General features: G+C 46.6%; 15 protein-coding genes. 12 read left to right on the forward strand and 3 right to left on the reverse strand.

Annotated elements, in window-relative coordinates; all coding sequences use genetic code 11:
- Positions 1-106 precede the first annotated feature (106 nt).
- The 8 genes from WFI24_RS01565 (at position 107) to WFI24_RS01600 (ending at position 15,725) form a co-directional block, all read left to right on the forward strand.
- The gene (locus tag WFI24_RS01565) at positions 107-1,057 is read left to right on the forward strand and encodes an ABC transporter permease (RefSeq protein WP_336758229.1); all 951 of its coding nucleotides are present in this window, start codon (positions 107-109) and stop codon (positions 1,055-1,057) included.
- Between the two features lie 12 nt (positions 1,058-1,069).
- Complete coding sequence (locus tag WFI24_RS01570) at positions 1,070-1,966, forward strand: carbohydrate ABC transporter permease (RefSeq protein WP_145325332.1); 897 nt, start codon at positions 1,070-1,072, stop codon at positions 1,964-1,966.
- A gap of 126 nt (positions 1,967-2,092) precedes the next feature.
- Positions 2,093-3,718 (forward strand): ABC transporter substrate-binding protein, encoded by a 1,626-nt coding sequence (locus WFI24_RS01575; protein WP_336758232.1) that lies wholly within the window; start codon positions 2,093-2,095, stop codon positions 3,716-3,718.
- A 166-nt stretch (positions 3,719-3,884) separates the two neighbouring features.
- Positions 3,885-5,390: a glycoside hydrolase family 32 protein gene (locus WFI24_RS01580; protein ID WP_336758752.1), complete on the forward strand. Its 1,506-nt coding sequence runs from the start codon at positions 3,885-3,887 to the stop codon at positions 5,388-5,390.
- A gap of 47 nt (positions 5,391-5,437) precedes the next feature.
- A complete protein-coding gene (locus WFI24_RS01585) occupies positions 5,438-7,687 on the forward strand; it encodes a GH32 C-terminal domain-containing protein (protein ID WP_442956188.1) in 2,250 nt (749 codons plus the stop codon).
- A 197-nt stretch (positions 7,688-7,884) separates the two neighbouring features.
- Complete coding sequence (locus WFI24_RS01590; RefSeq protein WP_336758234.1) at positions 7,885-12,471, forward strand: GH32 C-terminal domain-containing protein; 4,587 nt, start codon at positions 7,885-7,887, stop codon at positions 12,469-12,471.
- Positions 12,472-12,633: 162 nt separating this feature from the next.
- Positions 12,634-14,304, forward strand: coding sequence for a glycoside hydrolase family 172 protein (locus WFI24_RS01595; RefSeq protein ID WP_336758236.1), 1,671 nt, complete (start codon positions 12,634-12,636; stop codon positions 14,302-14,304).
- Positions 14,301-15,725 (forward strand): glycoside hydrolase family 32 protein, encoded by a 1,425-nt coding sequence (locus tag WFI24_RS01600; RefSeq protein WP_336758238.1) that lies wholly within the window; start codon positions 14,301-14,303, stop codon positions 15,723-15,725. Before WFI24_RS01595 ends, WFI24_RS01600 begins: the two co-directional genes overlap by 4 nt.
- Positions 15,726-16,240: 515 nt before the next feature.
- Here the strand turns inward: WFI24_RS01600 and WFI24_RS01605 are convergent.
- The gene (locus WFI24_RS01605; RefSeq protein ID WP_336758240.1) at positions 16,241-16,891 is read right to left on the reverse strand and encodes a helix-turn-helix transcriptional regulator; all 651 of its coding nucleotides are present in this window, start codon (positions 16,889-16,891) and stop codon (positions 16,241-16,243) included.
- On the reverse strand, positions 16,858-16,956 hold the full coding sequence (locus WFI24_RS01610) for a hypothetical protein (RefSeq protein ID WP_336758753.1): 99 nt from the start codon (positions 16,954-16,956) through the stop codon (positions 16,858-16,860). Before WFI24_RS01610 ends, WFI24_RS01605 begins: the two co-directional genes overlap by 34 nt.
- Before the next feature lie 295 nt (positions 16,957-17,251).
- Between WFI24_RS01610 and WFI24_RS01615 the strand changes: the two genes are divergently transcribed.
- Positions 17,252-19,489: an AraC family transcriptional regulator gene (locus tag WFI24_RS01615; RefSeq protein ID WP_336758241.1), complete on the forward strand. Its 2,238-nt coding sequence runs from the start codon at positions 17,252-17,254 to the stop codon at positions 19,487-19,489.
- 63 nt (positions 19,490-19,552) lie between these two features.
- Here the strand turns inward: WFI24_RS01615 and WFI24_RS01620 are convergent, their stop codons facing one another.
- A complete protein-coding gene (locus WFI24_RS01620; RefSeq protein WP_145325324.1) occupies positions 19,553-20,437 on the reverse strand; it encodes a carbohydrate ABC transporter permease in 885 nt (294 codons plus the stop codon).
- A gap of 418 nt (positions 20,438-20,855) precedes the next feature.
- Between WFI24_RS01620 and WFI24_RS01625 the strand changes: the two genes are divergently transcribed.
- The 3 genes from WFI24_RS01625 to WFI24_RS01635 all read left to right on the forward strand — a co-directional run bounded on the left by WFI24_RS01625 (position 20,856) and on the right by WFI24_RS01635 (position 24,497).
- Positions 20,856-21,713: an ABC transporter permease gene (locus WFI24_RS01625; RefSeq protein ID WP_145325524.1), complete on the forward strand. Its 858-nt coding sequence runs from the start codon at positions 20,856-20,858 to the stop codon at positions 21,711-21,713.
- A gap of 80 nt (positions 21,714-21,793) precedes the next feature.
- Positions 21,794-23,299, forward strand: a complete 1,506-nt coding sequence (locus WFI24_RS01630) for an extracellular solute-binding protein (protein ID WP_145325323.1) — start codon at positions 21,794-21,796, stop codon at positions 23,297-23,299.
- 55 nt (positions 23,300-23,354) lie between these two features.
- Positions 23,355-24,497: a glycoside hydrolase family 88/105 protein gene (locus WFI24_RS01635; protein WP_336758242.1), complete on the forward strand. Its 1,143-nt coding sequence runs from the start codon at positions 23,355-23,357 to the stop codon at positions 24,495-24,497.
- Positions 24,498-24,624 lie beyond the last annotated feature (127 nt).

Below are 24,624 nucleotides of genomic sequence, written 5' to 3' on the forward strand. Positions count from 1 at the left end.
TGGAATTACCGGATGACGTTTTTCTTATACTAAATTGGAAACGTTTCAATTGTTTTGGAAACGTTTCAAAAACAAAATACATTCTATGAAGAAAGGGAGTATGAGGATGAATTCAAGAGATTTCGGGGGAGATCCACCCCTGATCAAAGAAAATCGTAAAACTTGGAGTCGAGTCAAACGCGACTATGAACTGTATCTGTTCCTTCTACCGATCATTCTGGTTTACCTCCTGTTCAAGTACTATCCGATGTACGGAGTACAAATTGCATTTAAGGATTTTTCACCGAGCCAGGGAATTTGGGGCAGTGAATGGGTGGGGTTCCGGCATTTTGTTGATTTTTTCAATTCTTATAACTTTTGGGCGATCATAGAAAACACGCTAACACTTAGTTTTCTATCGCTTGTGTTCAGCTTCCCTGCCCCAATTATTATCGCAATCATGCTGAATCAGATGTTGGGCAAGCGATACAAGAAATTTATCCAGACGGTCATTTATGCACCGCACTTTATTTCTACTGTTGTCCTCGTCGGTATGCTCCATGTTTTTTTATCGCCAAACAGCGGGATCGTGAACCACATTATTACCTGGTTCGGTGGAGAACCCATTCTATTCATGGCTGACGAGGGATGGTTTCGTCCTTTGTACATTTTGTCAGGGATATGGCAAGAGACTGGTTTTGCCACGATTATTTACCTGGCTGCCCTTGCCGGGGTTAATCCCGAACTGCATGAAGCAGCGATTGTGGATGGAGCAAGTAAATGGAAGCGTGTATGGTACGTTGACATTCCGTCCATCTTGCCGACCATCGTTATCCTGCTAATTCTCGCACTCGGGAACGTCATGAGCATTGGTTTCGAGAAAGCATTTCTTATGCATAGCGATCTGAACTATGCCACCTCGAATATTATTCCAACCTATGTATATGAATTGGGGATTCAGAAGGCGCAGTACAGCTTTTCTACCGCGGTCGGACTGTTTAACTCTGTCATCAATATCATCCTGATTGTCATCGTCAATCGGATCGCCAAAAAATTAACGGAAACCAGTTTGTGGTAGGAGGGATTCACTTTGAACCAATTTTTGAAGAGAAAAACCAGAGGGGACGCATGGTTTGACGCTATCAACTATTTTTCTTTGACCGTAGTTATGCTGATTGTTTTATTTCCGCTGTATTTTGTACTGATTGCTTCATTTAGTGATCCCAATCTGATTTATTCGGGGGAAGTATGGCTATTTCCAAAGGGCTTCACGCTCGATGGCTATGAACGAATATTCAGTGACTCTTCCATATGGATCGGATATGCCAACTCTTTGTTGTACGCGGGTTTAGGAACCTTGATCGGAGTAGGTGTTACCGTATTTGCAGCTTATCCGTTAGCTCGTAAGAATCTGGTTGGAAGATCGGCCATCATGTGGTTTTTACTAATCACCATGTTTTTTAGCGGCGGGTTGATCCCTACGTATTTGTTAATCAAGGATCTTCATATGCTAAATACGATTTGGGCACTTGTGATCCCCGGTGCTGGCGGCATCATGAATGTCATTATTGTAAGGACTTTTTTTCAGTCCTCCATCCCCGATGAAATGTGGGAAGCCGCTTCAATCGACGGTTGTTCAAATACCAGATTCTTTTGGAGTATTGTATTGCCTTTATCCAAGTCAATATTAGCCGTCATGGTGCTGTATCATGTCGTCGGGTTCTGGAATGGTTTCTTTGACGCTTTGATCTATTTAAACGACGAAAATAAATATCCGCTACAACTGGTGCTTCGCAATATTCTCGTCCAGAATCAGGTAAACTCCGGCATGATGGTAGATGTGGAATCCTATGCGGCGAAGATGCGCGTAACGGAACTGATCAAATACGGTGTCATCATGGTATCCAGTCTGCCGCTGCTGATTTTGTATCCCTTCCTGCAGAAATACTTTGTCAAAGGCGTAATGATCGGCTCGATCAAGGGATGATGTTGTCATGGTACTTGAAAGGGGGGATGTGCAGCAGTTTCGATACATCTGTATTCAGAACAATACAGAAGAAGGTCAAAGAAAGGTATCTAGCTTGTGCAATGATCTAAAGGGAGGTTATGTACGATGAAATCTGTATTCAAAAGAGCGGGAATTCTTATACTGGCCGGAGCGTTTGCGCTGAGTGGATGTTCAGGAGGCGGTGGAGGCTCCAAGAATCAGTCGGAAAATTCCAATCAGGCTGCTAGTTTCAACAAAACGGGGCTGCCGATTGTTGATGAACCGGTAACGTTAAGGATGGTATCCCCCAAAGCTGCATTAGCGCCCGAGTACTCGCAAATGGAAATTTTCAAGCGGTTGGAATCGAAAACCAACATTAAGATCGAATGGGAGAACATTCCGGATACCGATTTTACAGAGAAGAAAAATTTGCTGCTGGCCAGTGGAAATTTGCCTGACGCTTTTTATGGAGCCGGATTCTCGGATTACGAGCTGATCAATTACGGTGAAGACGGAACCATCCTTCCGCTGGAGGATTTAATCGATGAATATGCGCCTAATTTGAAAGCGCTCTTAAATCGTCGACCTGACCTTAAATCAGCGATCACAGCACCGGACGGGCATATTTACGGGCTGCCTTCATGGGAAGAGAACAACCTTGGAACAAATCCTTTCTTTCACGTCATCAATAAAAAATGGCTCGACAAACTGGGCCTAAAAATGCCGCAAACATTGGATGAATACACGGAAGCATTGGTTGCCTTTAAGACACAGGATCCAAATGGTAACGGCAAAGCCGATGAAATTCCGTTAAGCTTTATGCACATGCAGTGGTGTATGGATATTGCCGGCATATTCGGAGCTTTCGGACTTCCGGATAATATGGAACATCGGGTCGTGCGCGACGGAAAAGTGATCTTTACCGCTACGCAACCTGAATATAAGGAAGCATTGAACTATTTTCATGAAAAATGGTATAAGCAGGGCCTGATTGACCCTGAATCGTTCACCCAGGATGCCGCTCAGTATCTGGCAAAAGGGAAAACGACAATCGAAACGCTTGGCTCCTACATCTGGTGGGAAGCCGATGAGGTTGTCGGATCGGAGCGAAGCAAGGATTATGCTTTACTGTCTCCGCTCAAAGGACCGAACGGGGATCAATTGATCGGTCGCGGTAATGGTGGCGGTCCAGGACGCGGCGCTTTCGTGATTACAAAAGAGAACCAGAATCCGGAAATCACAATGCGTTGGATCGATCAGCAGTATGAACCGAACATGGCTGCTCAAATCCACTGGGGTCCGCTGGATATCGTATTTAAGAAGGACGAGAATGGGAAGTTGGTAAACCTGCCGCTTCCTGAAGGAACTTCCGCAGGCGAATTCCGTCAAAAGGTGGCTCCAGGGGCAGGCGGACCTGGCGTTATTACCATCGAAGACTTGGGGAAAGTAGTTGATTTGGAGCCTAGAGCCCAACAGCGAGTTAAAGATTTGGAGAAATATTACGATCCCTATATGGAAGAGGAAAACTATCCGAGTATCTTCTTTGAGCCGGAGGAACTGGACAAAATCAATAGAATTGAGCCCGAATTGATTAAATATGTAAATACCCAACGAGGAAAGTTCATTGTTGATGGCGGCGTGAATGAACAGTGGGACAGCTATTTGAAGAACCTGGAGAAGATGGGATTGCACGAATTGATGGAGATCTATCAAAATGGGCTGGATCGTTATAACGCAAATTTAAAAAAATAAATAATCAAACGTTGGGTGGGGAGAACCTGTGCTTGATGTAATAGCCGACGAGGGAGTATTGATAGACTTATAAGTTGCTGACTTTGCCAATGCTGGCGGTGCGTTATTAACAATACGGAAAGGGGCTCTTCAGTCTATGCCGACAACAGATGAGATTAATAAGATAATGCAGCTAAATAAACAGCATGTGGATGATGGATATAGACCGGGATTTCATTTTTCGCCTCCATCTCATTGGATGAACGATCCGAACGGATTAGTCTATTACGAGGGAGAATATCATCTTTTTTATCAACATCATCCCTATAGCAATACATGGGGGCCAATGCACTGGGGCCATGCCGTAAGTCGAGATCTGATTCATTGGCAGCATGAACCTGTCGCTCTATTCCCGGACGAACATGGAGCTATTTTTTCCGGTTGCTGTGTGGTTGACTTTAACAACAGTAGTGGATTTTTCGAAGGTGCTCATGGATTGGTTGCAATCTTTACCCATGCGGATACATGTCCAGAGACCGAACAGCCGCGCCAGCGGCAAAGCTTGGCTTACAGCAGAGATAATGGAAAGACCTGGAACAAATATAAGGGGAATCCGGTGCTTGCCGAACCTGCTCTGGCAGACTTTCGGGATCCGAAGGTGTTCTGGCATTCGCAAAGTGAGCGGTGGGTCATGACGATTGTCGCGGGAGATCATGTTCGGTTTTATGGATCGAAAAACTTGCGTGAATGGTCACTAACAGGGGAGTTCGGTCATGAGGAAGGCTCGCATGATGGCGTTTGGGAATGCCCGGATCTCTTTGAATTGTCAATCGATAACAGTGGGCGTTCCAAATGGGTACTTGTCGTTAGCATTGGGGATAATCCCTCTTGTCCGGAAGGATCACGCACGCAATATTTTATTGGAGAGTTTGACGGAAATACCTTCATCAACGACAACCCTGCCGATCATATCATGTGGCTGGACCACGGTCGGGACAACTATGCAGGGGTCACCTGGTCGGATATGCATGAACTAGACGGACGTCGCGTGATCATTGGCTGGATGAGCAACTGGAAATATGCCAACGAGACGCCTACGGGAGACTGGAGAGGTGCCATGACGCTGCCTCGTTTCTTGTCCTTAACTAATCGGGATAAGGGTATCGTGTTAACCCAAATGCCTGTCCAGGAAATAGAGCAGCTTCGAAAAGAATCGATAAGCTGGTCTGATACCACGGTTACTCCGGAGGTTCCGATTAGGCTAAAGACAAAAGATAATCTCCTGGAGATCGAAGCGGATATCGATATTAGATCTTCGGGAGAGGTTCGTATCCAAATGCAATCGTCCGAGCAGAGTGAGACCATCATAGGATATGATCCTGGGCGTCAATGGCTATTCATCGACCGATCCAAATCAGGCATAACGGACTTCCATCCTTCGTTTGCATGTCAGCATGGAGTCAGGTTAGTTCCGGAAAACGGGAAAATTAAGCTACATATCTGGCTGGATCGCAATTCGGTTGAAGTGTATGCGAATGAAGGCCTGGTTGTGCTGACGGATCAAATTTTTCCGGATGCCCCGATGGATCAAATTTCAATAAGTACGGAATCAGGGCAGTTTGTACTGAATTCGCTGTATGTCCATACACTTCAGTCCATCCATATTTCAAATAACACCACTGGAAAGATATAGAGGAGGGATGAATCGTGAACCAAATACCCGACAATCAGGGTTTGATTATGTCTTGGGCTTTCGATGAAGGAACCGGAGCCAGCACGATGGAGAGCGTCTCCGAAGATCGGGATAATATTCAGTACGTATTTAATCAAGCGGAGTTTACCGAACCGTGCGATCCGCAGTGGAGACAGGGAGTTTTGGGAAGCGGCCTACTGTTCGACGGTTACTCGACTAGCATTGCTCATTCATTCTCAAAAGAGGGAGATTTGAACCGCGAGCCGGAATACCGATCGGCGTTAAGTATCGGAGTATGGGTAGCGCCACGCTCCTATGAATGGGGAGATGAGGGCAAGTTGTCCGCCATTGTGAATCGCTACAACATGGATCGCAAGCAGGGTTATCTGTTTGGCATGTTTCGTCACGGCACCTGGTCCTTCCAAGTTGGTTTGGAAGGGGGGAGATGGAAGGAAGTTTGGTCGTCGGACGGCCATGAACTGCCTAAGAATGAGTGGTCTTACTTGAGTGCCGTGTTCGATGGGGACCAAGGGGAAATGAAGCTGTATTTGAATGGAAATGAAATCGCTTCGGCCGTCTTGCCTCGTGGTTCCCGCTTGGCCGAGGCAGTGGACGAGGATCTGCTCATCGGCAAAAATAATCACGGCAGCCTGCTGGCGGGAGTATTCAGCCTGCACATGTTTAGCGGTATCATCGATGAGCTCAAGATTTATAATCGGCCTCTGAGCGCGGACGAGGTGGCCGCTTCCTATCGGTATGTGCTGGAAACCGCCCATGGAGGAAGCCATCCGCAATTAACGTATGATGAGATCAAACTGGGTCGGACGCCTCTGCTGCAGGATCGGCACAGACCACAATATCATGTCAGCCCGCCGGCCCATTGGATGAATGAACCCCACGCGCCGATCTATTTTGATGGACAATATCATTTATTTTATCAGCACAACCCGCTCGGACCGTTCTTTCATCAGATCCACTGGGGACATTGGGTAAGCAAGGACCTGGTACATTGGCGGGATCTCCCCGTGGCCCTAGCACCCGAAAAAGATCAACTCGCACCGGACGGGATTTGGTCGGGAAGTGCGACCTATGATGCAGAAGGCCTGCCTGTCTTGTTCTTTACGGCGGGCAATGACAGTGCTTCGCCGAATCAGAGCGTGGCACTTGCCCGAAGCACCTATTCCCGGGATAAGGACCCGGAACTGGTTCAATGGGTCAAACATCCGGAGCCGTTGATTGTACAGAAGAAGGGCATGGGCGTATTCGGAGATTTCCGGGATCCCTTCGTGTGGAAGGATGATGAAGGTTGGTTTGCCTTGGTCGGGTCCGGGATCGAAGGCGAAGGTGGAGCAGCGCTGGCATTTTCGTCGCAGGATATGCTGAATTGGACGTACAAAGGGCCATTATTTAAAGCAGAGATTCAGAAGTTCCCTTATCTTGGACCGATCTGGGAGCTGCCCGTGCTTCTTCCACTTGGGAGCGATAAACAGGGAGTGAACAAGCATCTTTTACTGGTCAGCCCTGTGGGACAAGGAGCGGATGTCGAGGTATTCTACTGGATTGGACAGCTCGATAAACAAAATCTTTCGTTTATTCCAGATCAAGAGGAGCCGGAACTGATTGATGTCGGTGATTTCCATTTTACCGGCCCGAGCGGCATGGTGGATCCAAAGACCGGCAGAAAGATCATATTTACAATAGCCCAAGGCGACCGGACGTCTGAGCTTGAATATCAATCGGGCTGGGCGCACAACGGCGGCTTGCCTCTCAGTGTGTATTTGCGGGATGACGGACGGCTGGGAATCGAGCCGATTCAAGAGCTTCAATCCTTGCGTGGTGCCAAGCGGCTAGCGCTCCAGGACAAATCATTGGCTGAGGCTAATGAACTTCTTCAGGATGTTCAAGGCGATATGCTTGAGATTCAAGTGGAACTGGAGCCGGGCAGTGCCAGCCAACTCGGAATCAAAGTCCGGTGTACGCCGGATGGAGAAGAAGAAACGCTGCTATTTTATGATCTAAATGAAGCTAAGCTCTTGGTTGATCGGACAAAAACGACGCTGCACCCGGGAGAAAAGTGTAACGGGGTTCAGGGAGGTCAGCTGGAGCTGCTGGGGGAGAATCTGAAGCTGCACATCTATTTGGACCGCTCCATGGTCGAAGCGTATGCTAACGGATTGAAAAGTCTGACGACCCGCGTGTATCCGAGCCGTAAGGATGCTCTGGGACTTGAGATCTGGGGCGATGGGGAACCGCTGGTTAAGTCCATGGAAATATGGGATATGCAATCCATATGGTAACGTGAGCGCCTAGGCGCTCCTTACTATACCATATGGGTAATGTAACTAACACTTAAGCCACTTAGCCCCCCTCGGGATGGAAACGCTTCATTCACGCCTCTCTTACTTCATGACTATGCATCCTTGTATACGGAGAGCCATTTCAAAATTACGTATGAATGTTTGCATGAATAAGAAATGACGAAGGAGGCTTGTAGATGAGAGAAGCCAAAAGAAACAAAGTATGGATCTCCAGAATGGTTATAGGGTTGATGGTTCTTCAGCTTGTAGCTCCCGGAATTTCGGCCGCATCTGAAGCAGGAGTGGGTGATCGTGAGGCGTTCCCCCCTATGGCTGATGCAGGATTGACGGTTACGGATGCTGTCTACCCTATTCCCAAGGCTGACGAGGGGTTGTCAGTTACGGATACAGTCTATCAAATCCAAAATCCAAGCTTCGAAACTGGGGATATGTCAGGCTGGACGGTTGTCAGAGCTCAAGCGTTCAGTCAGGACAGCGTATCGAATGAAACAACCTGGTGGGCGGAACAAATCCCGTACAATCAGGAAGGTACTTATCATCTAAACGGCTGGAAGCATGACGAGGCTGCGACCGGCGTGCTTCGTTCCAGCACCTTCGAGCTGGGCGGCAGCGGCTGGATCAGCTTCAAGCTTGGCGGTGGCAAAAATCCAAACAAGGCATATGTAAATATCGTGGAAGCCCAGACGGGGCAGGTCATTGCCCGGTATGGCAATAGCGCCTTCGCTGACGTTGGCTTCCCGAATCCCGACCAGGGCTTGCGGCTTGCCAATATGGAGCAATATAAGGCGGATCTTTCCGAATATTTGGGCAAAAAGTTGTACGTGGAGATCGTCGACAACGCAACCACGGACTGGGGCGTGATATTTGCGGACGCATTCTTCATGTATCATGAATCCGAGCCGGCTGAAGGAATTAACGCCACGGATATCAAGCCGGATTTCAAACGCTATCAAATTGAGAATCCCAGCTTTGAAACCGGGAACTTAACAGGCTGGACGGTTGTAGAAGGAGAAGCGTTTGGTCCGAACAGCGTGTCGGACGAAACCACCTATTGGGTTGAAAAAATTCCGTATAACCAGGAAGGCACATATCATTTAAACGGATTGAAGTATAACGAGACTGCGACAGGTAAGCTTCGTTCCAGCACCTTCGAGCTGGGCGGAACAGGCTGGATTACCTTCAGACTGGGCGGAGGCAAGCATACGGATCAAGTGTATGTGAACGTCATCAATGCGGACACAGATGAACTGATTGCCAGGTACGGCAACACCGAATTTAACGAGTCCGGGTTCCCGTATCCGGCACAGGGCCTGAGACTCGCGAATATGGAGCAATATAAAGCCGATCTCTCCAAGTATATCGGGAAGAAGCTGTATGTGGAGATCGTCGATAATGGGCACGCGGATTGGGGAGTAATCTTTGCGGACGCCTTCCATACCTTCAATGAACTCGTGCCGGAAGAAGGAGTCATGGCAGAAAACATTATCCCGATCGAACTCATAAACCGCAGTTTTGAAACCGGGAATTTCGATGGATGGACAGCTGAAGGTAATGCTTTTCAAGTGACCCAAGAACCTCAAGCCGGTAAAGAAGGTAACTATTATGCCAAATCCTCCTTGGAAGGACAGGGCTCGATTACCTCCAATACCTTTACGCTTCGAGGGACCGGGACAATTAACTTCACTGTTTTAGACATCGTTAATCCGCAGGAAGCCTACGTGGCATTATATGATGCCAGCACTAACACGTTGCTTGAGAAGACCGAGGATGTCAATGCGAATGAGAAGATTTCATGGAAAATGCAGAAGCACTACAATAAGAGACTTTATGTCAAAGTTATCGATCAATCCAATCAAGCACGTATATCCGTTGACGCTTTTCAAACGAATAGTACGGGAACCATTTTCTACATGAATCTTGATGAAGGCGCAGGAAAAAAGGCGCTTGAGCAAGTAAGCAATCTTGAGCATGATGTAAACTACGTGTTTAATAATGCCAGATATATGGACTCCAAAGATCCAAGATGGACTCCGCGCGGAGTAAAAGGTGGCGCCTTGCTATTCGATGGATACTCAAATGATATCGAGGTCAACGCAAAGGATGCCGTGCCAGTAAGTGACGCGTTAACGCTTGAAGCATGGGTCGCTCCGCACAGCTACGAATGGGGAGACGGAAACAAGCTGTCTGCTATCGTAAACCAGTCTGATCAGGATAAGACAGAAGGATTTGCTTTGGGGATGTACCGGCACGGCACATGGTCAATGCAGGTCGGAATCAGCGGACAGTGGATTCAGGTATGGGTCAAAGACCATCCACTCGAAAAATACAAATGGAATTACGTAGCAGCTACGTTCGACAAAAAGGACGGAATCATTAAATTATATTTAAATGGTCAGGAAGTAGCTTCTCAAGCAACCCCTGTCAACGTTCCGATTACACCTTCTACGGAAAAGCTGATAATCGGAAAAAACAATAGATCTGCAGAGTTTGCGGGATTATTCTCCTACAATATGTTCAGCGGACTTATCGATGAAGTGAAACTGCAGAACAAAGCGCTCACGGGTCAAGAGATCCTTGCTGAGTATGAGAATGTGAAGGCGCTTCACGGCGGTGCGGTTCCGGAAATTCCAAATGGTGACATTGACGAGGATCCTAGTGTGTTTGACGGTGATCAGCACCGTCCGCAGTATCATGCGATGCCTCCTCAAAACTGGATGAATGAAGCGCATGCACCGATTTATTATAACGGCAAGTATCATTTATTCTATCAGCATAACCCGCAAGGTCCATTCTGGCATCAAATCCACTGGGGACATTGGGTGAGTGACGATATGGTGCATTGGGAAAATGTGAGGCCTGCACTTGCACCAGAAGCGGGAACTCTTGATCCGGACGGTGCATGGTCAGGTAGCGCAGCGTATGATCGTGAGGGCAATCCTGTTCTGTTCTATACCGCTGGCAATGACTCTTTGTCACCAAATCAAAGAACGGGCCTGGCGACTCCAGCTGATCTGTCGGACCCTAATTTGGAGCAATGGGTGAAATATCCTGAGCCGGTAACGGAGCAGAACGACAATGGTATCCATAATGAGTTCCGTGATCCTTTTGTATGGTATGACCAAGAGACCGACAAGTGGTATCAGCTGGTGACATCCGGTCTTAAAGACTTCAGTAGTGGTACAGCACTGGTGTATGTGTCTGACGATATGTACAACTGGGAGTATAAGGGACCGTTGTATGTTAGTGATAGAAATCTTTATCCAGAGCTCGGTACGGTATGGGAACTGCCAGTATTACTGCCGCTAGGTGAGGATAGTGCAGGACAACAAAAATATATCTTTATGGTTAATCCCCATGAGAAGCCAGAGCATGTTCCTCCAGCTGACGATGTACAAAGAGATGTTGAAGTCTTTTACTGGATTGGAACCTGGGATAGAGATAACTTCAAGTTTATACCTGATCAGGACGCTCCCTCCAAAATGGATGTGGGGGATGGTTATTTGACCGCAGAGAGCGGAATGGTTACACCTGATGGAAGAACGGTCGTATACTCCATGGTGCAAAATGTGAGAACGCCGCAGGCTGAATATCAGGCTGGATGGGCTCATAATCTGGCACTGCCGGTTTCCCTGAGCTTGGATGAGAATGATGAATTGCGCATTGAGCCTATTGAGGAATTGCAGAGTCTACGGGGAGATAAGGTGGTTGATTTCGCAGACAAAAATTTGGCTGCCGCCAATCAATTGATCCAAAATGTCAAGGGTGACATGCTGGAGATCGTGATGGAGATCGATCCAGGCGAAGCTCAGAAATTCGGTCTCAAGGTGCGACGCTCCGATAACGGCCAAGAGGAAACTCTGATCTACTACGATAAGACCGACCAGACATTCAATGTGGACCGAACTAAGAGCAGCATTGATCCGGATGTGCGCGTGGACGGCATTCAAGGAGGGTACGTAGATCTTGACGGGGAGAATTTAAAGCTGCATATCTTCCTCGATCGCTCGGTTGTTGAAGCCTTTGCCAATTACAAGAAAAAACTGACAACCCGCGTCTACGTAGGTAGATACGACTCCTTGGGCTTGCAGGTCTGGGGCGACAACGATATAACGGTCAAGTCGATGGAAGTATGGAATATGAATGCCTTGATGGGTGAACCGGCTGCTCCGGTCGATGTGCCTGACAACTGGGACAACTCCGTATACACCGATATTACGGACCTGCCTAACCATGATTTTGCCACAGGCGACTTAACAGGCTGGATTACAGAAGGAGACGCGTTCCAGAATGTCCATGTGACCGATGCCCAGTTTTTCTGGGACACGATTTATTTCAATCCGTCGCATAAAATTCCCGGAGGCCATCATCTGTGGGGCTTCAATGAGGAAGCCGGCGGTGACAGTTTAACGGGAACGCTTAAATCACAGAACTTCATCCTTGGCGGGAACGGTAAACTCAACTTCTTGGTCAGCGGCGGGCGTGATATCGATAAACTGTATGTTGCGCTGGTCCGGGCGTCGGACGGCAAAGAGCTATTTAAAGAGACTGCCACCAATTATGAGGAGTATCAACGGAAAATTTGGGATGCGTCGCAGTATATCGGCGAGGAGCTTTATATTAAGGTGGTTGACCAATCCACAGGTGGTTTTGGACATATTAACGTCGATGACTTCAATGTACCGGTTAAGGTGAATAACCCGACTACTCCAAAATACCTCGGCCAATCCAATCGATCCAGCCGGTCCTACCAGCCCTCCGAATAACTCTGTGGTCACCGCAAACAAACGCAGGTGCGGTTCCCGGTCAAATGGCCGCGGCAACCAATTATTCATGCCACATGAAAAAGTGAACCGTGCGGAAAATGCGGAAATCATCTCACTTTTTATGGAGAAGATCAACAGGTAAGCAAGAAGGGAGTATACAGCGTGACTCAAGCCAAGCAAGAGCAGCAATCTTATTTATATAAGGACATTGTGAGAAGACTGTATGACTTTGAATCGCTGACGGTACCGCCGCAGGCCGGTGAGAAATCAGGATGCTTCTCAAGCTTTGACCGAAGTTCTGTTTATAATGCCGAGACCGGCTTATACGAGAATTGGGGAGCCAACAATGACGGAGGAGGCTTCATTCGTAAGGAAGGGGACAGCATCGTCGCTATGGAACTGGACGGTCCTGGCGTGATCTGGAGATTCTGGTCTGCGCTTCCGGAAGATGGAAATATCCGGATTTATATTGATCATGCCGATACCCCTGTGATCAATCAACCCTTCCGGGATTATTTTGAAAAATTCAACCGGGAAGGGCCCCCGGCCAATTTTCCGAATCTGTCGCCTACATTATCCCGCGGAAGAAACAGCTTCATTCCGATTCCCTTTCAAAAACATTGCAAGGTGCTGTTGGATAAAGGTTGGGGCGCTTATTATCACATCACTTATACTTCGTTCCCTTCCGAAGTCAAACTGTCGTCCTTTGATGGTAGAATCGACAAGGAGTCAGCTATTGCACTGGCCGAAGCGGATCGGGTATTACAGCAAAGAGGAATCGATTCTTTCTTGAATACGGAAGGGTCTTCCCTCGAGAACGTTACGGTATCCGTACCAGCAGGGGGCAAGGCGGTGCTTTTTGATAAACAAGGGGCCGGTGCTATCTCCATGATCCGGATCAGGACTGACCTTGGACGAAAGAGCGAGGAACAGCAGCGGATCTTGGTTAGGCAATTGGCCATCTTAATGAAATGGGACAATGAAGTAGATCCCTCCGTATGGGCTCCACTGGGTGATTTTTTTGGAAGCGCTCCTGGCATCAAGCCGTACCGCTCTCTGCCTCTAGGTATGAATGAACATGAAATGTACAGTTACTGGTATATGCCGTTTTCGGAAGGCGCCAGGATCGAAATTGAAAATGATGGAACGCAGCCGTGTGAGATATCAGCTGATATCCGTTATTTTCCCTTAAGAGCATCTCATACTAACGATCTTCTGCGTTTTCATGCGAAATGGCACCGGGACGATTATCTGGATCTGGACATGGAGCGCTTCAAAGAAGGAGGGGATCGCTGGCCGGATTGGCCTCTGCTGCTGACGAAAGGCCGGGGAAGGTTCTGCGGCGTTCACCTTCACGTGTACAATACCTGGGAGAAACCCGATGAGGAAGCCGAAACCTGGTGGTATGGGCGTTGGGATCGAAAAACGATTGATTGGTGGTGGGGAGAAGGGGACGAGAAATTTTTCGTGGATGGCGAATCCTTTCCGTCCACTTTCGGAACGGGCAGCGAGGACTACATCGGCTATGCCTGGGCGGCTGAGCCTCCCTTCCCGATGTTTGACAGTGCTTTCGCCAGTCAGCCGTTTATCGAATTGGATGCGAACGGACATACCTCGGTTAGCCGATTTCATATTTGTGATAACATTCCCTTCATGAACTCCTTCGAGGGATTTATTGAGAAATATAAAGAGAATCAATGGGGCCCAAATAACCAATGTTTGTATGCCTCCACGGTTTATTGGTATCAGGAGCGGTGCACAAGCGATGATTATAGGCCTGTTTCGGTCAATGACCGCTTAGTTACTTTAAACACCAGGAGGGATAAAAGATGAAGGAATTTTTCTATCGGCCGGATAACGCATGGGTAGGAGACGTTATTCCATATTATGAAGACGGGGAGTTTAAGCTGTTCTATCTGCACGGATGGAGAGATAACTACCGGGAGGGCCTGGATCACGGCTGGTATCTTATTGGAACGAAGGATTTTGTGAATTATCGGGAAGAAGGAGCTTGCAAGATCGAAGGCGGCACCGGTCACGTTCTGAAAGTGGACGACATCTACCATATGTTCTATTGCATATTTCCTGAAGGCAAGCAGTGGGTATGCCATGCGATAAGTAGAGACTTCAAGACATGGGAGGCGATCCCTGAGGATACCTTTACCGCTGACGACCGCATATATGAGCTATCCGATTGGCGTGATCCCTTCGTATTCTGGAATGAAGAGGAAGGCCAGTACTGGATGTTGCTTGCAGCGATGGCAAAAGGGCCAACTAATCGAAAGGGATGCACCGCACTGCTATCATCCAAGGATCTTCAAGCTTGGGAGTACCGCGAGCCCCTGTACTCGCCAAATCTGCACGTGGGGGCACACGAATGTCCCGATTTGTTTCGGATCGGGGATTGGTGGTATTTGATCTACTCCTCTTATACCGGACGATTTGCGACTTTTTACCGGATGAGCCGTTCCCTGGAAGGCCCTTGGATTACTCCAAAGGAAGATGCCTTCGACGGTCGTGCCTACTATGCCGCCAAATCCGTTTCAGACGGTGAGAAGCGCTATCTGTTTGGATGGAATCCGACGAAGAATGACGATTTATTCGGCTGGAATCCGCCGAAGTCCCTTGGCAAGGATTACGACACTTGGGACTGGGGTGGGAATCTGATTGTGCATGAAATCGTTCAACGGGCGGATGGCACCCTTGGCGTAAAAGTACCGGAAACAGTTGATGCCGCTTTTGCCAAAACGCTGCCTGTTCAATTCAATGGTATTATTGGAGAGTGGGAGTTCGCAGACGGATCGATCTCTTGCGAGTCACCGTATAGGTTTGCCGGTTGTACAACTCCGGAAGATTTACCCGATCAATGTAAAATATCAGCTATTGTCTCATTCTCTGAACAAACTCAAGGTGTTGGGTTCATGCTCCGGACAAAAGACACTCTAGATGCGGCCTATTATGTCACGCTGGAACCACAGCGGAACCGCATTACCTTTCGGGGGGCGATTATGCAGTCGGAAGAAGGGGGAAAGACGTTCCCTTATGAGGTTGAGCTGGAACGCCCCGTTCAGCTTGTTCCCAATCGTTCTTATGAAATCAAAGTGTATATTGACGGATCGATATGCGAAATTTACGTGGACGATGAAATTGCGATGAGTGCCAGAATGTATGATATTCTTCAAGGGAAGCTAGGCTTGTTCGTCAGTCAAGGCAGTGCTCAACTCAGCAATGTGAAAATTGCGATCAGAGAATAATATAACTCTCTGAATGTTTCGTTTGAATTAGACAAGAGTTACAGTTCGATTATGGCGAATTGTGGTTTTGCAGAGCCGCGGTTCGCCCCCACCATATTAATCCACAACCGTAAGAGGTTGTGGATTTTTTACATTTTCAAAGTAAGAGCTCCACATGCTCATTGAAGCATGGTGTTTTAAGTTTACATTGCATTGTTTTAGTACATCCATGGTAACGTGGACAGCACAGAGTATAGTTGGAAAATTGATTGCCACTAAACAGTATGATTTGATAAACGAACAACTTTATGAGCTTCTAGACAGCCATGGTGTACTTCCTGAGCTTGTCCGGATCAATTGGAACTTGTCAAACGATCCAGAAAAACAAGGAATCTACTTAGAAAAGAATTACAAGTATAGTCCGATTACCGATCAGGCATATAAGTAATTATTCTGTACCTCCTTAATTCATAAAGCTACAGGCGGGTAAATCAGTGCGGTTTTGCAACACAAATATATTTTCGAAAGCGGAAACATTATTTTAAATAGTTGTGGACATTGTTTTTAAAATCTCGCGGTGTCATTCCATAAATGGCTCGAAATACACGATTAAATGTACGCTGGCTATCAAAACCTGCGTTCACACATATCGTCGTTAAAGATGCATCCGTTGTACGAATCAGCATGGAAGCATACTCTACCCGAAGCATGGAGAGATAGTTTCGAAGGTCTATTTTGATCTTATTGGAGAAGATCCGAGAAATATAATATTTACTTACATTAAATTCGGCAGCAAGTGAATCCAACGTAATCGGTTCCGTAAAATGATTAGACAAATACTCCATTAATTTTTTGGACAAGTCTTGTATAGGAGAGCGCTGTATTTGTTTGAATTCAATCTCTCGTAATAAATGGGACATGATGATGTGGGTCCAGCCTAGTTTGATCGCATAATCATCTTCCCGCTTTATTCTTTCAAAAGCGCTAGCGACGTCTTCATGGACAAAGGGTTGGGTAACAATTGGGTTCTCCGGGTGAAAGCGGGTGAGATCAGGAAACAGGCCACCAAAAATTTTGGGGTGAATAATCAATAATACTTCCTTGGTGGTAGGATACCCGCTTGTTTCATAACGATGAATTATATCTGGAAAGATCAGTGCCACATCACCCTTATGTAACTCGTACATTTTTCGTTAATCTCAACCCGTTGAGACCCTGATAACACGTATAGAATTTCTATGTAACCGTGCATATGTGCGGGGAAAGATATCTGCTTGGCATTTCGAATTACAGATAAATCATCTTTGCGAATCTCGTAAAATGGTAGCACCTTTCATGTCCTCCTTGTGCAATTTTTGGCTAGTTTCTAATGCTTTATGTCCACACTCTTGTCGATTGCCATGTTAAAATTCAAGAATGTGGTGTTTATATTACTCATTAGAAATATTTTTGTGCTGATATTTGCAAGCGATTACAAAACAATGAATACGTCTCGTGACGACTGAATACAGCTTGTTGACGAATTTCATAATGGAGGGGGCCATTTTGTGCGTAAGAGCAAAACCTTTACCAACATCTTTGTTCCTGTTCTCCTCTTAAGTATCGGAATTGTTGTTGCTTTTGGAAGCTATATCTATGTCTCCACTACGAAATCCGTCATTGAACGGGTAGGGGAAGGCCGGCAAAGTCTGATCATGCAAGTGCGCAACACGTTGGAGCAGAAAATTCAAACGATTGAATATGCTTTTGCCACGTACAGCACAACGCCATCATTTCGTACAGTCATTAATAGTCCACTTACCGGTCAGGATTACGAGGCTTATCGGGAACTGAATTCACAGCTCGGTTATATCTCGACGATGGGCCTTGATGGCGTGCAATACACGCTCGTAAGCCTGAGGCAAAATTGGAGTCTGTCCAACGGGTCGTTAACCCGAATTACGGATGATGAGAAACAGGAGATGCAGGATTTGTTTGCTGATCCGGACGGCAATGGATTGTACTGGAGCAAAACCCAGGATGGCCTCCGGTTACTACATACCTTACCTGTCTACTCCAAGGAAAAACAAGCGATCGCCATGTCGGATATTTCTTTGCGTACACTAAATCAATCGTTGCAGACCCCATCGGGAGCCGCCATCTACATTCTAAATAAAAAGGGCGAATTATTGTATGCAACGCCAACAGACCAAAAAACCATGTCGAGCGAGCAAATGAGCTGGCTCAGTAAGCAGATAGTCAGCGAACCGCTGACTGGAAAGATGGAGATTCCTGATGAATCCGGGGATACTCGTATTGGACTCTATGCCCGTTCCACCTACAATGGCTGGACTTACGTCACATTGCTCGATCAGAAGGAAATCAGCCAGGCCTTATCAACGACCCGCATTGGCTTAATCGTGATGGCTGTAGTGATTATGGGACTGATGGTTGTTCTTGCGTACATTATCTCCTTGCATCTTGCCAAGCCATTCCGCAAAATTCAGCATAGTCTTGGGGGACACACCGAGAGAACGGTCAAAGATGAAGTCGATTGGATTATTCAGTCCATCCACTCCATTGTATCCGAGAAAGAACATTTGGAGCAGCTTATTCATCTGGAAAAACCGAAGCTCGAAACCCAATTCGTTCTTAATGTACTACAGAATCGTATAACTCGGGAAGAAATTATAAACAACCTTGAACGGTTCGCATACCTCAATACGTCCGATGGTGTGTTCGCTACCATGCTGATTCAGATTGATCGGTGCGGAGAAGGTCCTTTGTCGGACAGAGATACGTTGCTGCTTACAGTGAATCAGTTGGTGCAGGAGATCATTCCCCCATCACAGCGCTTGCTGCCTGTCGTACTGAACGATCGGACGCAGGCAACCGTATTGTTCTTTGAATCGGAATCTCCTCAGATGCGAGAGGTCATCATGCGCTATGCCAAGAAGATCATTATGTTGTCCCGTGAATATTGGTCTGCTTCAGTCAGCGTGGGCATCAGTGCCCCGTACGAAGATTTGATGAATACCCGGGAAGCTTGTGATATGAGCCTTGAAGCATTATACCAACGTCTCAAGCTTGGCAAAGAGTCTATTGTGTTCTACGAGGATATCTCACGCGGCAGCAGCGGACCTACGTTATTGCATTATCCAACAGAGCTTGAAACCCGACTATTCGATGCCATTCGCCTTGGGGACAGAGAAGAAGTGTCGCGCACGTTATATCCACTTCTGGCTGATATGATGAAGCACAGTCCTAATCCGATGAACCTGGAAATTACGCTGATTCGTTTTGTGAACAATCTGATACAATTGGAACAATTGATTGGTGCAGACGTACTATTAACCCAGTATAACTCCACGTTGTACCACAGGCTGTTAAACACGCTTAACCCGGAAGAGATTGAGCATATTCTTGTGCATGAGGTCATCTATCCGATGGTTGAGAGCATGCAGGAGAGGGCCAACCAGCAATTTCGCACCATTGCAGATCGGATGGCATCCATCGTTCGCACAGAATATGATCAGGACTTGTCGCTCGAATTGATCAGTGAACGTTTGCACTATACGCCTAACTATCTAAGCAGTATTTTTCGTAAGGAGTACAGTATGACCTTTAGTGAGTATCTGATGAATTTCAGACTGGACGTGGCAAGAAAGTGGCTGGTGGACACTAATATGCCGATTAAAGACATTGCCGAACGTCTGGGATATCAGAACTCCCAAAACTTTATTCGCTCCTTTCGAAAAAAAGAGAATCTCACCCCTGGTGCTTACCGCAGGATGAGAATGGATTAGAATCCACGTTCAAATCCCCTCAGGTTAATAACCCGAGGGGATTGTTCGTTCTCAGTAGAGTGTTTACCCTTTCACCGATCCGAGAAGGGCTCCCTTGGTAAAGTGTTTCTGTACAAATGGGTACGCAATCAGCATCGGTACGGTAGCTACAACGATCACACTCATTTTGATTGTTTGCGATGGAGGTACGATATCTACAACGGAGCTATTGCCATCCATACCACTGGAGACAATGACAATCTGGCGGAGCAGCACCTGAAGAGGCCACATTCTGGACTCATTGAGATACAAAATAGCATTCATATAGGTATTCCAATAGGATACGCCATAAAACAGGGACAGTGTAGCTATCGATGGCAAGGCCAGTGGAATCATGATCTGCAGCAGAATACGAAAATCATTGGCTCCGTCGATCTTGGCTGATTCCTCGAGACTGTCGGGGAGCGCCTGAAAGAAATTGCGCATGATGATCAGATTAAAGGCGTTGATGGCTGTAGGAATGATCATGGACCAGTACGAGTCGATTAACCCAACAGCTTTGACGACCAAAAAGGTAGGAATCATGCCGCCACTGAACAACATGGAGAAAACGATCAGGAAATTGATAAAGTTTCTACCCAGAAGATATCTCCGGGATAACCCGTAAGCCATGAGCGCTGTTAGTGTCATGCTCACAATGGTTCCTGCCAGCGTGATGAATATGGATACGCCCAGTCCTTTGAAGATGGTAGGTGTAGAAAAGATGTAACGGTAGGCATCCAGAGAGAAGGTCGTGGGGAACAAAATAAACTTCTTTTGCACAATCTCTTGTGTGGAGGCGAAGGAACTAGCAACGACATTTACGAAGGGCAACAGACAAGCCAGAGAGAAAAGAAGCAGCAGCGTATAATTCATTACGTTGAATATGACGCCTCCGAGGCGTTCCTTTCGAATAGCGATTTTGGACATATGGATTGTTCCTCCTTGATGGATAATGATCTGCCTTAACCATAACAAGCAAAGATTATTACGTATATAATCCTCACCTACTGAACTTGAAGAGGGGGAGAATCGTGGTTTTTGAGGATAGAGAACCCTGATAATCAGCAGGACGAATAATAATCCTGAACTACAATCAACCAATACAAAAATGGCCTAGAGCCCCGGTACACGCGGAGTTGTTCAACCACAATAGCTAATGATTATGTACGTAATCGCTTACATGAAATATGCTTGGGAAGCAATCAACGCAAATCCAGATCGAGGAGGTTAGCAAGCAGTGAGAGAATCAGAACCCGCAGTCGTTTCGTTGCAACGCAACACATACGGAAAGACCGGACTAACTCATTATTTAAGAAGGGCTGCATCCAACAAACTTCTCTATTTAATGATTCTTCCCGGCTTCGTGTACTTTGTGATCTTCAAGTATTTTCCCATGGGCGGACTTATCATTTCATTTCAGGATTATCAACCGTTTCTCGGAATCAAGGACAGCCCATGGGTAGGTTTCAAGCATTTTATTCGTCTGTTTACGGAGCCGACCTTTGCCATGTTGCTTAGCAACACTTTGATTTTGTTTGCGCTGGAGTTGGTGATCTTCTTTCCGATTCCCATTATACTCGCCCTGATGATGAATGAAGTACGGCACAAGATGTTCAGAAATTCCATTCAGACCATCGTGTACATTCCACACTTCATGTCCTGGGTAATCATCGTATCCATCACATATGTATTCCTTAGCGTAGATGGGGGAGTCGTCAACGAAATTATTGCAGCCTTTGGAGGAAGCAAAATCAGCTTTCTGACATCACCGGAGTGGCTTCGTCCGATGTACATCTTACAGATTATATGGAAGGAAGCAGGCTGGTCTACGATCATCTACCTTGCAGCCATTACCGTGGTGGATACGCAACTCTACGAGGCCGCAGACATGGATGGTGCATCACGGTTGCGTAAAATGTGGCATGTGACCTTGCCAGCCATTCGTCCCGTCATTATTACATTGCTTATTCTTAAAATCGGAAACACGCTTGAACTCGGATTCGAGCATATGTATTTGCTTCTGAATTCGCTAAATCGCGAAGTGGGAGAGATTTTCGATACGTACATCTTTACCGCCGGCTTAAAGAACGGTCAATTAAGCTTCAGCACCACAGTAGGGTTGTTCAAGGGCTTGGTAGGACTGGTACTCGTTATGCTCGCTAACCGATTGGCGAAAAAGTTGGGTGAAGACGGGGTCTACTAGTGAACGAAGTGCAATGTCGAAATTTAATTGAATCGTGAGGATGTAGGCTCTACAAAAAAATATGAAAAGGGGAGTTAAACATGAGATTTAGATCCTTCAAATTGTTAGCGTTTACGTTATGTGGAACCTTACTTCTCTCCGCTTGTTCCGGGGGTAACAACGATACGGGCATCAATGCCGATGGAAAGACAACGATTAGTTGGTTGAACATCATGCATACTGCTTCGCCGCCGACCGATACGGTACTTAATAAGATTGAAGAGTTCACAGATGTAGATATCCAATTTTCATGGATACCCGATGCTTCCAAGGAAGAACGCCTAAATACCTCGCTCGCTTCAGGTTCACTGGCTGATATCGTCTCCCTGACCATTCTGGAAAACTCTTCGGTCCGAAATGCGCTGAAAGCAGGCGTCTTCTGGGAAGTTGGACCTTATCTCGATGAATATCCAAATCTGAAAGGCATCTCTCAGGATATGCGTAATTCCGCATCCATTGAGGGGAAGTTGTACGGTATACCCATGCAAAAACAGGTTGCACGTAACGGTGTCATTCTTCGTAAAGACTGGCTCGATCATGTTGGATTACCTGTTCCCAAAACAACTGCCGAATTAATGGAAGTTGCCAAAGCCTTCACGGAGCAAGACCCTGATGGCAATGGAGCCAACGATACGACAGGATTCATTGATCGGAGTGACTTGGTATTCGGTGCATTCAAAACACTGAGCTCCTACTTTGGCACCCCAAGCGGCTGGGCCATTAGCGAGGATGGAAAAGTGACACCCGAGTTCGAAGCGGAGGGTTATATCCAGGCCATGGATTATATGAAAGAGCTGTACCAGAATGGATACATTAATCAGGATTTCGCGGTAACCGCCAAGAAGGATCAACAAGAGGGATTTGCTCAGGGCAAAGCCGGGATATATGTGGGAGCATTGTTTGACAGCAAAGGCCTGTTTAATCTGGCCAAAGGCGTACAGGACGACATGGAACTCGTTATGGTGAATGATATTACATCAACGGGAAATGAAAGTGACCGGGCCATATGGTCCACGTCCAATGGTGTAGGAGGACTGCTTGCTTTCCCAAAATCGGAAGTTAAAGACGAAGCTGAATTGAAACGGGTTCTGAAGTTTATGGATGATCTGATGAGTGAAGAAGTATTTACTTTAATGACCTATGGTATCAAAGATGTGCATTATAGCCTCGACGAGAACAATGGTGCCACAATTATTGATACCAAGCTATGGGAGCAAGAGGTACAGCCATTTTCTTCCTCGCGCCCCAACGAGAACGGGTATGCCATTATGGATGCTGACCCGCTCCGTATTGAATCTACACGGTTAATTGAGGAAAATACAACCTTTGCCGTGCTGAACCCGGTGTACTCGCTGGAATCACCAACGTTCTCAGAACAAGGGTCTGAATTGCAGAAGATCATCACGGATGCAACTTACAAGTATATCCTGGGCAAGCTGGATCGTGCTGGCTTTCAGAATGCAATTGATACCTGGAGAAAATCAGGTGGAGACAAAATCATTACCGAATATGAGGCAGCGCACCAAGCCTTATTAAACAATAAATAAACAGCAAATAAACAGCAAATAAACAGCAAATAAGTGCGGAGGAGGAACTCTACAGATGCTTGAAACGAAATCTGTTAAGGATTTATGGGCAGCCAAAACAGCCGCATCCATCATGGAGCGAACCCCTAAGCTGTATGAAGAGAACGGGCATCACGGCAAGTGGTCTTATGATTATGGAGTAGTGCTAAAAGGATTTGAACGGTTATGGCAAGCAACAGGTGATGAGCAATATGCGCAATACATCCAGCATAATATGGATTATTTTGTTCAAGATGATGGATCTGTTCGGGGATACCGGATGGAAGAACATAATATCGATCATTTGAATAATGGCAAGCTGATGTTCGGCCTTTATGACAGGACAGGGAAAGTGAAATATAAGCTTGCAGCAGGTCTGTTACGGGAACAATTTGTGACTCACCCGCGCACGTCAGAGGGAGCTTTCTGGCACAAGCAAGTATATCCCTACCAGATCTGGTTGGACGGTCTCTATATGGGAGCACCGTTCTATCTGGAGTATTTGCTTCGATGGGAACCCGAAGAGGAATTATTGAATGATGTAACCAAACAATTTATATTGTGTGCCAAACATACCCGAGACGATGCTACAGGACTGCTCTATCATGCTTGGGATGAAAAACGCGTTCAGCCTTGGAGCCATTCGGTAACAGGGCAATCGCCTAACTTTTGGGGCAGATCTATCGGCTGGTTTGTTATGGCTTTAGTGGATGTTCTGGAGTTATTATCGAACCACCATCCCGATTATCGCAAGTTGGTTGAGATTTTCACGGATACGCTGGCCGCTCTGCGCACTTATCAGGATACAACTAGCGGGGTATGGTATCAGGTGGTGAATGAGGCGAATCGCAAAGGGAATTACCTGGAAGCGTCAGCATCCAGCATGACTGTATACGCCCTGGCCAAAGGTATTCGCCTTGGATGGTTAACACGGGAATGGGAACCGGTATTGAATCATGCTTATGCAGGATTAATCTCTGAATTCGTAATGGAAACCAATCAGGGTTGGGTGAATCTCTACAAAAACTGCCAGGTGGCAGGGCTCGGTGGAGATACCCGACGTGACGGAAGTTACGCTTATTATATAAGTGAGCCGATTATAACCAATGATCAAAAAGGATTGGGTGCCTTCTTGCTCGCATGTACCGAATACGAGTACCTGCTGCATGCCAAAGTTTAATTGCCTATGACGAGAACCGGTGTATCGGAAACCTAGAACGTGATCGCAGGAAGAATACGGATAGGTTTCGGATTACAACTGGCTTTCGCACTTTTTACTGATAACGCTTACATTATGTTGAGGAGGT

The sequence above is a fragment of the Paenibacillus sp. USHLN196 genome (assembly GCF_037144955.1).
In the GTDB taxonomy this organism is placed as follows: domain Bacteria; phylum Bacillota; class Bacilli; order Paenibacillales; family Paenibacillaceae; genus Paenibacillus; species Paenibacillus xylanexedens_C.

Excerpts from the sequence above, each read along its gene's own strand:
- WFI24_RS01635 (WP_336758242.1), top strand. The coding sequence starts at position 23,355 with ATGCTTGAAACGAAATCTGTTAAGGATTTATGGGCAGCCAAAACAGCC.
- WFI24_RS01565 (WP_336758229.1), top strand. The coding sequence starts at position 107 with ATGAATTCAAGAGATTTCGGGGGAGATCCACCCCTGATCAAAGAAAAT.
- WFI24_RS01625 (WP_145325524.1), top strand. The coding sequence starts at position 20,856 with ATGATTCTTCCCGGCTTCGTGTACTTTGTGATCTTCAAGTATTTTCCC.
- WFI24_RS01610 (WP_336758753.1), bottom strand. The coding sequence starts at position 16,956 with ATGCACGGTTACATAGAAATTCTATACGTGTTATCAGGGTCTCAACGG.
- WFI24_RS01600 (WP_336758238.1), top strand. The coding sequence starts at position 14,301 with ATGAAGGAATTTTTCTATCGGCCGGATAACGCATGGGTAGGAGACGTT.
- WFI24_RS01580 (WP_336758752.1), top strand. The coding sequence starts at position 3,885 with ATGCAGCTAAATAAACAGCATGTGGATGATGGATATAGACCGGGATTT.
- WFI24_RS01605 (WP_336758240.1), bottom strand. The coding sequence starts at position 16,891 with ATGTACGAGTTACATAAGGGTGATGTGGCACTGATCTTTCCAGATATA.
- WFI24_RS01630 (WP_145325323.1), top strand. The coding sequence starts at position 21,794 with ATGAGATTTAGATCCTTCAAATTGTTAGCGTTTACGTTATGTGGAACC.
- WFI24_RS01585 (WP_442956188.1), top strand. The coding sequence starts at position 5,438 with ATGTCTTGGGCTTTCGATGAAGGAACCGGAGCCAGCACGATGGAGAGC.
- WFI24_RS01575 (WP_336758232.1), top strand. The coding sequence starts at position 2,093 with ATGAAATCTGTATTCAAAAGAGCGGGAATTCTTATACTGGCCGGAGCG.
- WFI24_RS01590 (WP_336758234.1), top strand. The coding sequence starts at position 7,885 with ATGAGAGAAGCCAAAAGAAACAAAGTATGGATCTCCAGAATGGTTATA.
- WFI24_RS01620 (WP_145325324.1), bottom strand. The coding sequence starts at position 20,437 with ATGTCCAAAATCGCTATTCGAAAGGAACGCCTCGGAGGCGTCATATTC.